We start from the raw sequence: 12,694 nt of genomic DNA, 5'->3' as shown, positions 1-12,694 counted from the left end.
TGGCATAATATTAAAAATCGTACTGCAAACTCAAACGGTTCTGCCAGAAGTGGGAATCATACAACGGTGATGTCTGCACCCCAGCGAAATCGGTCAGGCTCAGGCCTTTCAACACTCCGCTGAACGCCCACGTAAAGTACACCAGGTATTCCGACTGATTAATGCTCGCCGACTGTGCCGAGGGTTTCAGATCCATAAACGAATATTGCGTACCCAACGACAGGTTTTCATTCAGCACGTAATTCAGGTTGGTCATATAGGCATTGCCGCTGCCCAAATCTTGCGTGCTGGTGAAGAACGGCTGCGCGAAATAGGGTCCGGACGAACTGTTGTGCGCGTAAGGCACCACCAGTGAACCGTTGCCCCAACTGTTAGGGCTGGCGGCGATGTGATCATAGCCAAGCTTCCAGTTCAGAGCGGGCGTGAAGGTCAGCGCCAGTTGCGCACCGTAGGAGGTGCTGTTTACCTCTCCAGCCAGCGCCTTGCCTAAACTGGTGCCGCGAATAAACTGTACCGCGACATCCGGCTGGAACAGCGTGTCTTGCCACTGCAAATGGCTTTCGCCATAAACGACGCGGGAATAATCAGCGTATTCCTGATACCACAGTTGCCCGGTGAGCTTTTTATTGTCCCATTGTGTGCCGCGTCCACCGCCAATTGCCCACATACCGTTGGTGCGCTCATCGATATCGGTATACGCCGTGGTATCAAGGAACTGATCATCGCCCCAAGGCTTATAACGCCACACTTTGGTTGCATGCAGATAATTGGTGCTGTCGCCGTAATTGGCATCAACGCCACGGAACAGAATGGGCGTAATGCGCCAGTCGTAGTCACCGACAAAAGGAATATTGATACGCTGATCGCCCGCAGTGATTTTGAAATCATCTTGCTGCCAGCTTAAATAAGCCTCACCAACATTGGTTTGATTATCACCGATATCACTGATGGTATGCGCTTCATCGGGATGATCAATGCCGCGTAAAAAGATGGCGCTGACGCCTGCACGGAATCCATATACCGGCGCGGTTTCATATTTCACGCTGCCACCATAGCTGGCGGTATCCTGATTAAAGCCTTTAGAAAAATAGGCGTTGTGCGTGGAGTAATACAGCGTACGTAAACTGCCGCTCACGGTGCCGCAGGTGAAAATATCGGTGAAGCTATCCACGCCACTGGCGTCGTACTGGCAGTTGCTAATATTGCTCTGTGTCGCTGCCAGTGCCGCTGGCGCGAAGGGGAAAAACAGCGCAATCAAACCCACACTTTTTAGTGCTCTCATTGCATGATCCCTAAATTGATATACCCGTCTTGAGAAAGCAAAGCACTGCCGTTGGGTGAATCAATCACCCAACGGTCGGCCTTGCCGTAAATAACAAAAAGGAAATTAATTGACGCCCGGAATATGCACTTCCGGTAACGTTTCACGCACTTCCCAGCCGCGCAATTTGCCAGGGTTTAATAAATTGTATGGATCGCAGGCGCGTTTCATCGCCACCACATCGGCACGCACCATCCCTTGTTTACCATCTTCAATATGGATGACGTGGGGATTATTGATTTTAACGCCATGGCTACGGTAAATATCCATAATGGCATTTAACCGATCTTCACTGCTGTACCGCACCAATGGCAGGCCACTACAGGTGAGGGTGCCGTTCATGTCACGTAAGAACTCTATGTGGGACATCACTTCATCGGAGAGTTGTGACTCCATATCCAGCGCCTGCTGGTGGTAATTATCCGCAGCATAGGCGGTTTGCAGATAAGTCAGAGTTTTGTCGATCTTAAGTGCCTGCAGGGTGGTGTGGTTCCAGCAATATTCGATTAATGAATGACCGCTATTTTCCCCTTCGGCGTAATGTAACGCGCTGCGTCCTGCGTGCTGCGTTAACAGGCTCGGCAGGAGTGCATCGCTTTCGCTGCCGACCACTGATATCACCCCGTGTTGACCGGCAACCTGTGCCTCGGCTAAATCACTGAAGTAATCCAGTACCGGTGCGGCAAATACCGCGATTTGGCGCTTTACCAAGCCTGGCGAACGGGCGAGGGCATCGGCGAACGCCATCGCGGAGGCAAAATCGGCAAAAGTATCCAGGCGTTCAATCCAGTCGTGACGCGGGGCCAGCGCCAGCTCTATCTCCAGCACGATGCCGTTACTGCCATAAGCATGATGCAGCAGCAACGCATCCGGTGCTTGCAACGTGATGATGCGCGGCGTCTCTTCCATGGTCATCATCCGCACGGACAACACGTTACCTGGCGCGGCCAGCGGACCGTAATTGATCGACCCCACGCCGCCAAAACCACCACCAAACAGGCCACCCAGCGTGGCGAGTTTCCAGGTGGATGGCATGCAGCGCAGTTCCCACCCGTGCGGCCGGGTGTGTGCTTCGAGATCGCCCAGTCGAATGCCGGCTTGCGCACGCACTGTACCGGTACCCATCGCAGTGACGGCATTTAAACGCGTCATATCAACCATCACCCCGCCATCCAGCGGAATCAGCTGACCGTAATTACCGGTACCGCCGCCGCGCAGGTTAAGCGGGATCCGTGCTTTCGCGCAGGCAGCCACCACGGCGCAGAGTTCATTTTCGTCTCGCGGACGCACTGCTAACTCGGCAAATTTCTCTTCAAGTTGCGGTTTCAGCACCGGACTGAACCAGTGAAAATCACGCGACAGGCGTTTGACCTTCGGCGCTTCTTTAATCCAGTCGAGTTCAGGCAACGCCGCGACCAGCGCCGCCAGTGCAGACTGGCGATCGATATCAGACATATTGAGTTCCTATCACTGTTTGGCGTGTAGGGGCGGCCTTTGTGCCGCCCACTGGGATGAATTAACTCGGGCTCAGTTCGCTCTCATGCCATGCCGCCAGCACGCGGCGCGTTAGCCATGACATCAACGCAAACAACAGGAAACCCGCGAGGGAGATCAGCAGCAGCGCTGCAAACATCAGCGGAATGTTCAGTTGATAGCCCGCTTGTAAAATCTGGTAGGCCAGGCCGGTATCCGTGCCTCCGGTTCCCGCGACAAACTCAGCGACCACCGCACCAATCAGCGACAAACCGCTGGAGATGCGCAGCGCGCCGAAGAAGTAGGGCAAAGCAGAGGGAACGCGCAGACGTAACAGAATTTGTAGACGCGATGCATGGTTCAATTTGAAGTAGCTCAGTAAACCGGGTGAGACGCTGCGCAACCCCTGTGTGGTGTTAGAGATGATGGGGAATACCGCCATCAGCGTGGCACACACCACCAGCGACATTGTGGTGTCTTTCACCCAGATAATAATCAGCGGTGCGATAGCCACAATCGGCGTGACTTGCAGGAACACGATATAGGGAAATAAGGCGGTCTCAATAAAACGGTTTTGTACCAGTAAAAACGCAATGATGGAGCCGATGATGATCGCCAGCACAAACGAGATCACGGTGATTTTCAAGGTGTAGAGCAACGACATAAATAACGAAGGGAAGTTCTGCACCAAGCTTTGCGCGACGACAACCGGTGAAGGAACCAGGAACGCAGGAACCTTAAACGCGGTTACGAGGAACTGCCACAGCAGCAGCATCGCTACGGCGACAATGGCCGGGAATAACCACTGCTGGAATTTGAGACTGGCGGCGAGCGGTTTCATTATTTGCTCTCCTGGCTGGCAGCGAATAAGCCGCGCTGCAATTGTTGTGCATATTGGGTGAACGGTTGACTGACGCGAAATTCGTCATCTCGCGGCATGCTGGTTTCAATGCGGATATCGTCCACTACGCGTCCGGGACGCGCCGCCATCATGATCACGCGTTGTGACAGGAACACGGCTTCCTGTATCGAGTGCGTCACGAACACTACCGTGAGTTTTTGCTCCTGCCATAAATCAAGCAGATCGCTGTCCAGTTTGTTGCGGGTGATCTCATCCAGCGCGCCAAAAGGCTCATCCATCAGCAGCACTTTAGGGCGAGTCACTAACCCACGGGCAATCGAGACACGCATCTGCATGCCACCAGAGAGTTCACGCGGTAATACGTGCCCAAACTGACCGAGGCCAACCAGCTCCAGAATTTCACGTACCCGCGTATCGGCTTCGGCGCGAGGCACACCAGCCAAATCCAACGGCAATCTGACGTTTTTATGCACATTGTTCCACGGCATCAGCGTCGCTTCCTGAAACACAAAGGAGAGCGGCAGATCGCGCTGATTTTCACGACGATCGCGGCGGAACAGCATCAATTTGCCATCAGTCGGCTCAATCAATCCGGCAATCATCTTCAGTAGGGTACTTTTGCCGCACCCTGACGGTCCCAGCAGGGAAACAAACTCGCCCTGACGGATGGTGAGATCCACGGGCAGCAATGCCCGTGTGCCATTGGGGTAAATTTTCTCTGCTGATAACACCTCAATCGCTGGTGGTGCCGCAGGCAGCGGCACCGGTTGTCCATCGTGGTTCATCAGCGTGAGTTTGCTGGCGGCGTTCATGGCATGACCTTGACGTCTTTAATGAACTGCAGCGTGTAACTGCCTTCAAACGGCACTTTGGCGGGATCGATCAGTTTGTTATCCACCAGCAGCTGCCAGGTCTGTTTCAGGCGAGGTTCGGTGATAATCCCGATACCCGCCGTTTGCGCATCACCGCCGGTGAGCATTTGGTATTTCTTCATCTGGGCGATACCAAAAGCAATCTGCTCATCGCTCATCTGCGGGTTCTCTTTCTTGATCAGCACGTTACCGGCGCTCGGATCCTGCAGATAGTTTTTCCAGCCCTGCATTGAGGCTTTAACAAAGGCGGCGACCGCCTCTGGACGTTTTTCGATGGTCGATTTCATGCAAACGATGCTGTTGCCATAAGGCGGATAGCCCCAGTCGCTAATCGGATACACATTGGCTTGCGCATTGGCTTTTTGCACCGCAAAAGGTTCAGAGGTGATGTAGCCCTGCTGTACCAGCGTCTTGTCTGCGAGGAACGGTTGGATACTGAAGGTGTAGGGACGGACGCGCGCGTTTTTCAGGTTCAGCGCTTTCTGCGCCCACGGCCAGTAGGAGGTATAGGCTTCCGCCGCCAGCAAGAAGGTTTTGCCCTGCAGATCGGCTTTATCTTTCACGTCAGGATGGGTAAGAAACGCTATCGCTGAATGCTGGAAAGTGGTGGCAACGGGCACGGCTTCGACGCCTTGCTGCCAGGATTCCAGCGCCTGCATGTTGTCGCTGATGATGCAGTCCGCTTGGCCGGCGGCCATCAACTGCATGGTATGCACCTGCGGGCCACCCATTTTGATGGTGACGTCCAGCCCTGCATCTTTATACAGGTTTTGCGCTAACGCCTGGTAGAAGCCACCATGCTCTGCCTGGGCATACCAGTTCGTCATAAATGTAAAAGGTTCAGCCGCCATGCTCTGGGCCGACAGTGCCAGCGAAAGTGCGGCCACCATGCTCAATTTTTTATTCATTGTTGATCCCCGTTTAGCGCGGTTGTAATAGTGATGCTGCGTCGTTGTGGTCTAACACTTTGCCCTGCCAGTGTCCGGTGCCCCATGCGGGTTCAGCGCGGGTTACCCAGCTCATTTGATGCACTTCAGTAATGACCTGCGCCCAGCTTTCAGCCAGTGAATCGAGGATCGCCGCGCCCTGTTCCGGCGTGGAGGGCAAGGGATCACCAATCACGCCGCTCGGGCCAAAATCATAGGAGGCCCATGCCGCCATTGGTTTGTTGGTGGAGAGCGTAGGGCAAGGGAATTCTGGGGGATAGTTCGCCACCGCTTTGCTCATCTGCACGGTATCCGGTGCCAGTGCCATCATCAGCGCGGTTTCAGCATGACCGGCATGCATCGCCATTTGACGCTCTTTGTCGTCCATAAAGCTTTCAGCGCAGTTCGGCACTTTGAAGGTGTCCTGCATGATGATGATCATGTCGCCATGGCGCAGGCGCAATTCACGCGCGGCCATCTGCAACGGCTGCGGTTGCCCGCCATGACCGTTCACCATCAGGAATTTACGGAATCCCGCGCGGTACAGCGATTCGCCAATTTCCAGGATGGTGTGCAGCAAGGTTTCACCGGTCAGCGTCAGCGTGCCGGGAAAGTGCAAGTGCTCATCGGATTTGCCGTAGGTGATAGGCGGAATGGCGTACGCCGGGATCTCTGCCGGTAAACGCGCCAGGGCATGACCAACCACACCGGAGGAGATCACGCTGTCTACCGCGCACGGCAGATGCGGACCGTGCTGCTCAATCGCGCCTGTCGGCAGCACGATAACCGTGTTGGCCTTATCGCCCAGCGTGGCAATGTCCGTCCAGCTCAGATACGGCAAAAAGCGGTTTGCCGGAATATAACCATGCAACATACTGTTTCCTCGTGTTATTGCGGCAACCACGCCGTGGCTTCAACTTCGATTAATACATCCGGGCTCGGCAGCATTTCACTGACCTGAACCACGGTAGAGACCGGCGGTTCATCGGGGAAGAACTGCTTACGCACCCGGCTGTAGTGGGGGAAATGGTCCAGATTGCGGAAGTACTGCACCAGTTTGAACACATCACTCATCTGCCCGCCTGCGCTTTCAATAGTGGTGCGGATGCTCTCCAGCACATACCAGCTCTGCGCCAGAATCGGGCCCTCTTTAATGTCCGTGGAAAATTCACCGGTGCGCCCTAACAATAGCTGCGCAGCTTCCGGGATATCGCCGTAACCGCGCACGATGGTGGCGGTTTGCGGGTTCACCGGGATAATGCCGGAGAGAAAAATAAAGTCGCCGACGCGTCGCCACGCCGCATATTTCGCCAGCGGTTTGCCCGCTCCTGCATCAAGCGTCATTTGTTTCGTCTCCATAACGCACGCCCTGTTTAAGCCGATAGCGCTGGCGTTGGCGCAGCGGCCAGCTCGCGGTATCGGCATGCGGAAAGATCACTAAATCGTTGTGATAAAAAGCGTCGGCCTGGCAGATAAGCTGCGAGGCCTCATCAAAAGCAGCGTCCAACTGGAGACTGATAAGACCGCTAAACAGGGTGTCGAGCGGGTCGTAGCTGCCGAATGGGCAGAAGGCGTCCTGGACGTTATCAGCGCCAAGTAGCAGCGGAATACCGCGCGCTTGCGCCTCTTTCACCAGCGTTAATCCGCGCTGGCGTGGTGTGCGGCCCGGCACGGCATCCTGCAACAGCAAATTGGTCAGCGGCAGGGCGATCTGCGTGACGCGCTGCTGTGCCAGCAGATCGAGGATCTGCAACGCATCCTCCTGTTGTGATAATGCGCAACTGTGGCTACAGGTGATGCGTCCACTGAAAGTGTGGTGTTGCAGATAGTTCGCCAGCCAGCGCATGCCTTGCGCATCCGCATTGAGTTCTTCGTCAATGTGCAGATCGATATCCAGTTGCCACTGTTCTGCCGCCTGCATCAGATGGGTAAAGGCTTGAGCATCCCAGTTGCTGGTATGAATAAACCCGCCGAGCAGTGCGCCTGGACCACTGACCGCCACCTGAGCCGCGATATGTTGAGCATCCTCCGCATGAGCAAAGAAACTCAAGGGTGCCAGCGCCACGCGTTCGATGCGACACAGCGGATGGTGCAAATCACCGATCACCTGCCACGCCAGCGGAGCTTCCGTTGTGAACCAGTCAACATGGGTGCGCAGCAGGCCAACGCCACTCTCTGCCGCCCACTGCAAAGCCTGGCTGGCACGTTGATTTAGATCTTCCTGGTTCCAGTGCAAACGATCCTGATGCATCGCTGCAATCGCCGCCAGCAGCCCCGGCTGTTGGGCTGGACTGCGCTGGATAGTGAAGGTTTTATCCAGATGCGCATGCGGTTCGATAAGTGCAGGAAGTACTAAAGCCCCTTTAAGCGGCAGGTAATCCGCATGGGCTTCTTCGTCAGGCTCGAATTGCAGCCTGTCAGCATGAAAATGTAAGGTCGCCAATTGCGGCTGGTTGCCGCTCATCGGCCAGTTGTCTGGCAATAACCAGCGAGGTAAGCGCGCCCCGGTAGCGCCTGGGTAGCGATTCATAGATCAAGCACCAAGAGGGGAGAATGTGCACGTGAGCAACACAGCACGATGCAATTATTGGCAGCGCGCTCTTTCTGGCTCAGCACTTCATCACGGTGATCGGGTTCGCCGGATACCACGCCCGTTATGCATGCACCGCACATCCCTTGCTCACACGACAGCTCAATCTCGATGCCCGCGGCTTCCAGCACCTCAGCAATGCTCTGTGTTTTGCCGACAGTGAAGCGTGCGCCTGAAGAGGCGATTTCGACCTCAAAACTGTCACCCGTGGTGGTCAAAGTGTTGTCGGCTTTAAAGCGCTCACTGTGCAATTGCTCTGGCTGCCAGCCGTATTGCAGCGCCAACTGCTGAAGGTGATCCATAAAACCTGCCGGGCCACAGGCCACCAGGGCGCTTTGTTCCGGTCTCTTAAGCTCATCAGGGATTTGGTGACGTAGACTGTCGCCTTCACTGCTGTAGTGAATGATCACGTGCTCGCCAAGCTGTGCCAGCCGATCATTAAAGGCCAGCTCATCATGTCGTTTGAGATAGATGTGCAACTGGAAATCCGCTTGCTTTAACGCCAGCGCCTCCGCCATCATCAGCAGGGGCGTGAGGCCGATGCCGGCGGCGAACAACAGGGTACGAGGCGCATCCGGTAGCGGAAAATGATTACGTGGCGCGGAAATCGTCAGCCTCTCGCCGACGTTAAGTGCCTGATGCAGCCAGCGCGATCCTCCCGTTGAGGCCTGATCCAGACGCACGCAGATTTGGTAGTTTTCTGCTTCGGCTGTAGAACACAGCGAGTATTGGCGTACGCCCCCCACAGGCAGGTGAACATCAATGTGTGCGCCCGGCGCGAATGCCGGAAGCGGTTGTTGGCTGGCACTTTCCAGCGTCAGTAATACATTGCCAGCACCGTTGAATTGCTTTGCGATGACGGTGGCAGCCAGGTGCGTTGATTTCATAATCAGCCTGTCTGAACAGGGATGTCTTCAGCGTTAACGCCGCGCATACCCTTGCTTTTATCATGGCTGGAATTATTATTTTGCCTTAGTGTAAGCGTCCATCTGTTTAATTCGCATGATGCGTTGCAAAAAAGAGAGCACCCACTATGTTCGCCTTCTCCCGATTTCTAATTTATTTCACCGAAGTGGCGCGTCAGGGTTCATTGCGCAAGGCTTCAGAGGTGTTGCACGTCTCCGCCTCGTCCATTGACCGACAGATATTGCGGGTAGAAGAGCAGCTGGATATGCCGCTGTTTGAACGTCATCCATCAGGATTACGTATGACCGCAGCAGGCGAGATTCTGCTGAATGCGGCAAAAAACTGGCAGCGGGAGTTTGGGCGCGTCTGTACTCAACTGGATGATTTGCGCGGGTTACGCCATGGGCATGTGCATATCGCCACGATTGATGCCATCAACCGCGGTTTTTTCTCTTCGATATTGCAACGCATTCGCGAGGAGTATCCGGGCATTTCGTTTACCCTCACCACCATGAGTAACATCCATATTGCCAACGCGCTGACCTCTGGGGATGCGGATTTCGGTATTATGCTCAACCCGCAGAGTTCCCGTGAGTTGCTGGTGAAGTCGTTTGCCGATTTACGCCTGGGAATTGTGGTCAGTAGCCAGCATCCTTTGGCTAAGCTGGAGTCCATTCGCTTCAGCCACTGCGAATCCTGGCCGTTTATCGTGCCTGCCGCGCCGCTGATGCTGGCCGATCCGCTGGAAGCCTTGGTCAACAGTTCAGGCATTCGCCTGAATGAGGTTGGTCGCACCAATAACATTCATATGCTGCGTTCGCTGGTGCGTGATGACGTGGGCATCAGTTTGATGTGCTGGCTGGATATCGTTGACGAATACCGTCGCGGGGAGTTGAAGTTTATACCGCTAATCGACACGGTGTTAAAACCGTTCACCTTATCGCTGTGTGTAGCGCCGCAGCGTCAGCTGTCGATTGCCGCATCGATGATGTTACGTGAACTGGAGTCGTTTTTTGCCCTGATGCAGAGCGAAGAAGCGCTGGCGGGTGTGATTGAGAGAACGTAATACACCGAAAAAGTAAGAAACCCCAGCAGAGCTGGGGCTTTAATTCTTGCGCTTTTTGTCTTGGATCTGGCACCGCACAGGTCGGGAGAAGAACGTTAGACTAGCTACAATGTGAAGTGTATTCGCAATTTTAAATCAAAGCAATCAATCCTGCTAATTTCTGGAGTATAACGTTTAAACTTAACAAAACATGGACGGGTTACTTTCATGCCTAGGGATTTTGATTTTAATGATATGGTGAGACTAATTTCACCCGCTCGATTAGCCAGTTACCATTCGACATTTACAATAAGCAACAAAGCCGAGCTTTTTGGTTTGTATAGCTGGAACCTCGAGTTTTCCGGTGTTCTGAGCAGTCTGCTGCAATTAGTTGAGGTTGCATTACGTAATGCAATAAACGAAGCAGGTAAAATGTGCATTCCAACTCATGTTGCAAATCAACATTGGTTTGACGTGATCCCGTATCATTTAATTGAAGATGACCGTGCCACAATTGAAGATAATGCATCAAAATCATTAATAAGACCCAATCAGGTCAGAGGTTTTTCAAATGGTATAGCTAAAGCAAAAAATAACGCGCGTAGGTTGCTCAACAAAAAACTCGGCAACAACACCACAGCGCTGCCAACATTGGATCAGATCATATCTCAAACAGATTTTAGCGTTTGGGAGTATGTTTTAGACAAAAGCTTTTATGATGGTGATGTAAGTAAAGGATTTTTATGGCCTAAGGGTTTTATTTATGCCTTCAAAAAACTGCCAGTAGTGACGGGAAAGAATAAATTGTTTCAACAGCGTGATATTCTGAGACGCCGAGTTGAAACAATAAGAATGCTTCGGAACAGGATTGCTCATAATGAGCCAATCTGGAAAGAGGTAGGTCATCGCAATGATGTTCAGGTGATTGAAATTCTTAAAAGGAAAATTGATGAGGTGATTGAGCTTACTTACTGGATTTCACCAAGCTTGAATGCATTTTTGCGCAACAGTGCACTAATGCATCGCCTGAACGTTGTTGTAAGCGAGTATGAGATAAACAATGCAAGGTATCGCAATCCGATCATCAACGTCGAAGATATCGAAATGCTTCGTAGCTTATTGAACAGCCAAAAAGAATCTAATAGAAAAGTTTTTATTTCATCAGGTGGTTTTTCTGCGTTTATTCAAAGTAAAAACTATCGTTTTAGTTAGCTCCAATGTATAAAATTATCTGATTCGCAGCTAACTTAGTGTCAAGCTGCGAATCTACTCTTAATACGTATTACCCCAGCGGCTACGCAAATAGTTGACCGCTTGCTGGGTCTGAGGCTGATTCAGGTAATTCTCGCGGAATAAAATTGTGCCGTTGATTTGCGGCACTGACTCGTTGAGGTCGAGCTGCTTTTTCAACTCAGGCACGCCGCCATTGACGGTCCAGTCCGGTTCCATTTTCGAACTTTCGCCGATCTTATACAGCGCTACGCCGATGTAGAGGCGCGTATGAGTAGGCTTCACTACGTTAGCCCACCAGTTAGCCAGCACGTCATACCGGGCCGCCTGGCGCGCAAACGGCCAGTAAAGTTGCGGGGCAATGTAATCTAACAGGCCCATCTGCACCCACTGCCGGGTGTCGGCGTAAGCTTCGTCGTAAGCTGCTGCACCACGCGTATCGGAACCCGCCGGATCATGTGAAATATTGCGCCACACACCAGCAGGGCTGACGCCAAATTCAACCTGGGGCTTGAGTTGTTTGATGGTGCGTGAGACTTGCTCTATTAACAGCTGAGTGTTGTGACGACGCCAGTCCGCTTTCGATGCAAAACCTTGCCCATACTGACGGAAAGTCGCGCTGTCGTTAAGCTGCGACCCCGGCGTCTCGGTGTAGAAATAGTCATCAAACTGCACGCCATCAATATCGTAATGCGACACCACTTCAGCGACGATGCTGGTAATCCAGTCACGCGCAGCTGGAATACCTGGATCCAGCACAAAGCGATCGCCTGCGGTGCGGATCCAGTCGCGATGCAGGACAAACACGCTTGCCGGGTGCAGCGATAGCGTTTTGTTTAATTCATTGACGGTGGAGGGCTTAACGTTAGTGGAGACACGATAAGGGTTAAACCACGCATGCACTTTAATGCCACGCTTGTGCGCTTCATCCAGCATAAACTGCAACGGATCGTATCCGGGATCTTCACCGATTTTGCCTGTCATCATATCGGACCACGGCAGAATTTTTGAACGCCACAGCGCGGTGCCATCGGGCTTCACCTGGAAGAACACCGTATTGATTCCCAGACTTTTCAGCTTATCCAGTTTGTCGGTTAACGCTTTTTGTTGCTGGCTAATACGATTGCTCGGGCTGGCATTAACGGAAGCGATCGGTGGCCAGTCAAGGCGTGAAACGGTGGTCAACCACACGCCGCGCACCGGTTCTTTACTGGCGACAGGTTGTGTCGGCTGCGGTTTCGGCGTCACTGTGGGCAGTGGCGTGACGAGTGACTTCGGTGGCTCGGATGAGCAACTGGCCAGAAGCAGGGCAGCAGCCAATAAGGTGACCGTTTTTTTGGCTGTGGCAACACAGGGGAAACGCGCTGAACAGGCTATGATAAACTCCATTTCTTTCAACTAACTGTTCGAAGAGCCTCATTCTCTTCTCATGAGTTATAAAGTCAATAAGAGCGCTCGGTAACGTAGCG

General features: G+C 53.1%; 12 protein-coding genes. 2 read left to right on the top strand and 10 right to left on the bottom strand.

Annotated elements, in window-relative coordinates; genetic code table 11:
• Positions 1-10: 10 nt before the first annotated feature.
• The 9 genes from QMZ30_RS18160 to QMZ30_RS18120 form a co-directional block, all read right to left on the bottom strand.
• Entirely contained in the window at positions 11-1,282 is a 1,272-nt protein-coding gene (locus tag QMZ30_RS18160) for a TonB-dependent receptor (protein ID WP_283228455.1), read from the bottom strand.
• 105 nt (positions 1,283-1,387) lie between these two features.
• Positions 1,388-2,776 carry an FAD-binding oxidoreductase gene (locus QMZ30_RS18155; protein WP_283228454.1) on the bottom strand — a complete coding sequence of 463 codons (1,389 nt, stop codon included), beginning with the start codon at positions 2,774-2,776 and terminating at the stop codon, positions 1,388-1,390.
• A 61-nt stretch (positions 2,777-2,837) separates the two neighbouring features.
• Positions 2,838-3,635, bottom strand: a complete 798-nt coding sequence (locus QMZ30_RS18150; RefSeq protein ID WP_283228453.1) for an ABC transporter permease — start codon at positions 3,633-3,635, stop codon at positions 2,838-2,840.
• Positions 3,635-4,468 (bottom strand): ABC transporter ATP-binding protein, encoded by an 834-nt coding sequence (locus tag QMZ30_RS18145; protein WP_283228452.1) that lies wholly within the window; start codon positions 4,466-4,468, stop codon positions 3,635-3,637. Before QMZ30_RS18145 ends, QMZ30_RS18150 begins: the two co-directional genes overlap by 1 nt.
• Positions 4,465-5,436 carry an ABC transporter substrate-binding protein gene (locus QMZ30_RS18140; RefSeq protein WP_283228451.1) on the bottom strand — a complete coding sequence of 324 codons (972 nt, stop codon included), beginning with the start codon at positions 5,434-5,436 and terminating at the stop codon, positions 4,465-4,467. The genes QMZ30_RS18145 and QMZ30_RS18140 overlap by 4 nt, the downstream gene beginning before the upstream one ends.
• Before the next feature lie 13 nt (positions 5,437-5,449).
• Positions 5,450-6,328, bottom strand: coding sequence for a creatininase family protein (locus QMZ30_RS18135; protein ID WP_283228450.1), 879 nt, complete (start codon positions 6,326-6,328; stop codon positions 5,450-5,452).
• Positions 6,329-6,342: 14 nt separating this feature from the next.
• On the bottom strand, positions 6,343-6,798 hold the full coding sequence (locus QMZ30_RS18130) for a RidA family protein (protein ID WP_039332882.1): 456 nt from the start codon (positions 6,796-6,798) through the stop codon (positions 6,343-6,345).
• Complete coding sequence (locus QMZ30_RS18125) at positions 6,788-7,984, bottom strand: amidohydrolase family protein (RefSeq protein ID WP_283228449.1); 1,197 nt, start codon at positions 7,982-7,984, stop codon at positions 6,788-6,790. The genes QMZ30_RS18130 and QMZ30_RS18125 overlap by 11 nt, the downstream gene beginning before the upstream one ends.
• On the bottom strand, positions 7,981-8,931 hold the full coding sequence (locus tag QMZ30_RS18120) for a PDR/VanB family oxidoreductase (RefSeq protein ID WP_283228448.1): 951 nt from the start codon (positions 8,929-8,931) through the stop codon (positions 7,981-7,983). Before QMZ30_RS18120 ends, QMZ30_RS18125 begins: the two co-directional genes overlap by 4 nt.
• A gap of 146 nt (positions 8,932-9,077) precedes the next feature.
• Between QMZ30_RS18120 and QMZ30_RS18115 the strand changes: the two genes are divergently transcribed.
• Both QMZ30_RS18115 and QMZ30_RS18110 read left to right on the top strand, forming a co-directional pair.
• Positions 9,078-10,016: a LysR family transcriptional regulator gene (locus QMZ30_RS18115; protein WP_283228447.1), complete on the top strand. Its 939-nt coding sequence runs from the start codon at positions 9,078-9,080 to the stop codon at positions 10,014-10,016.
• A gap of 207 nt (positions 10,017-10,223) precedes the next feature.
• Positions 10,224-11,207 carry an Abi family protein gene (locus QMZ30_RS18110; protein ID WP_283228446.1) on the top strand — a complete coding sequence of 328 codons (984 nt, stop codon included), beginning with the start codon at positions 10,224-10,226 and terminating at the stop codon, positions 11,205-11,207.
• A 60-nt stretch (positions 11,208-11,267) separates the two neighbouring features.
• Here QMZ30_RS18110 and QMZ30_RS18105 read toward each other — a convergent pair whose 3' ends face one another.
• Positions 11,268-12,614 (bottom strand): glycoside hydrolase family 10-like protein, encoded by a 1,347-nt coding sequence (locus QMZ30_RS18105; protein ID WP_283228445.1) that lies wholly within the window; start codon positions 12,612-12,614, stop codon positions 11,268-11,270.
• Between the last annotated feature and the right edge of the window lie 80 nt (positions 12,615-12,694).

Source organism: Pantoea sp. EA-12, assembly GCF_030053355.1.
In the GTDB taxonomy this organism is placed as follows: domain Bacteria; phylum Pseudomonadota; class Gammaproteobacteria; order Enterobacterales; family Enterobacteriaceae; genus Pantoea; species Pantoea vagans_C.
The sequence above is the reverse complement of the archived record's forward strand: the minus strand, read 5'-3'. Positions and strand labels throughout refer to the sequence as shown.

Excerpts from the sequence above, each read along its gene's own strand:
- QMZ30_RS18125 (WP_283228449.1), bottom strand. The coding sequence starts at position 7,984 with ATGAATCGCTACCCAGGCGCTACCGGGGCGCGCTTACCTCGCTGGTTA.
- QMZ30_RS18145 (WP_283228452.1), bottom strand. The coding sequence starts at position 4,468 with ATGAACGCCGCCAGCAAACTCACGCTGATGAACCACGATGGACAACCG.
- QMZ30_RS18140 (WP_283228451.1), bottom strand. The coding sequence starts at position 5,436 with ATGAATAAAAAATTGAGCATGGTGGCCGCACTTTCGCTGGCACTGTCG.
- QMZ30_RS18155 (WP_283228454.1), bottom strand. The coding sequence starts at position 2,776 with ATGTCTGATATCGATCGCCAGTCTGCACTGGCGGCGCTGGTCGCGGCG.
- QMZ30_RS18150 (WP_283228453.1), bottom strand. The coding sequence starts at position 3,635 with ATGAAACCGCTCGCCGCCAGTCTCAAATTCCAGCAGTGGTTATTCCCG.
- QMZ30_RS18160 (WP_283228455.1), bottom strand. The coding sequence starts at position 1,282 with ATGAGAGCACTAAAAAGTGTGGGTTTGATTGCGCTGTTTTTCCCCTTC.
- QMZ30_RS18105 (WP_283228445.1), bottom strand. The coding sequence starts at position 12,614 with ATGGAGTTTATCATAGCCTGTTCAGCGCGTTTCCCCTGTGTTGCCACA.
- QMZ30_RS18120 (WP_283228448.1), bottom strand. The coding sequence starts at position 8,931 with ATGAAATCAACGCACCTGGCTGCCACCGTCATCGCAAAGCAATTCAAC.
- QMZ30_RS18130 (WP_039332882.1), bottom strand. The coding sequence starts at position 6,798 with ATGACGCTTGATGCAGGAGCGGGCAAACCGCTGGCGAAATATGCGGCG.
- QMZ30_RS18115 (WP_283228447.1), top strand. The coding sequence starts at position 9,078 with ATGTTCGCCTTCTCCCGATTTCTAATTTATTTCACCGAAGTGGCGCGT.
- QMZ30_RS18110 (WP_283228446.1), top strand. The coding sequence starts at position 10,224 with ATGCCTAGGGATTTTGATTTTAATGATATGGTGAGACTAATTTCACCC.
- QMZ30_RS18135 (WP_283228450.1), bottom strand. The coding sequence starts at position 6,328 with ATGTTGCATGGTTATATTCCGGCAAACCGCTTTTTGCCGTATCTGAGC.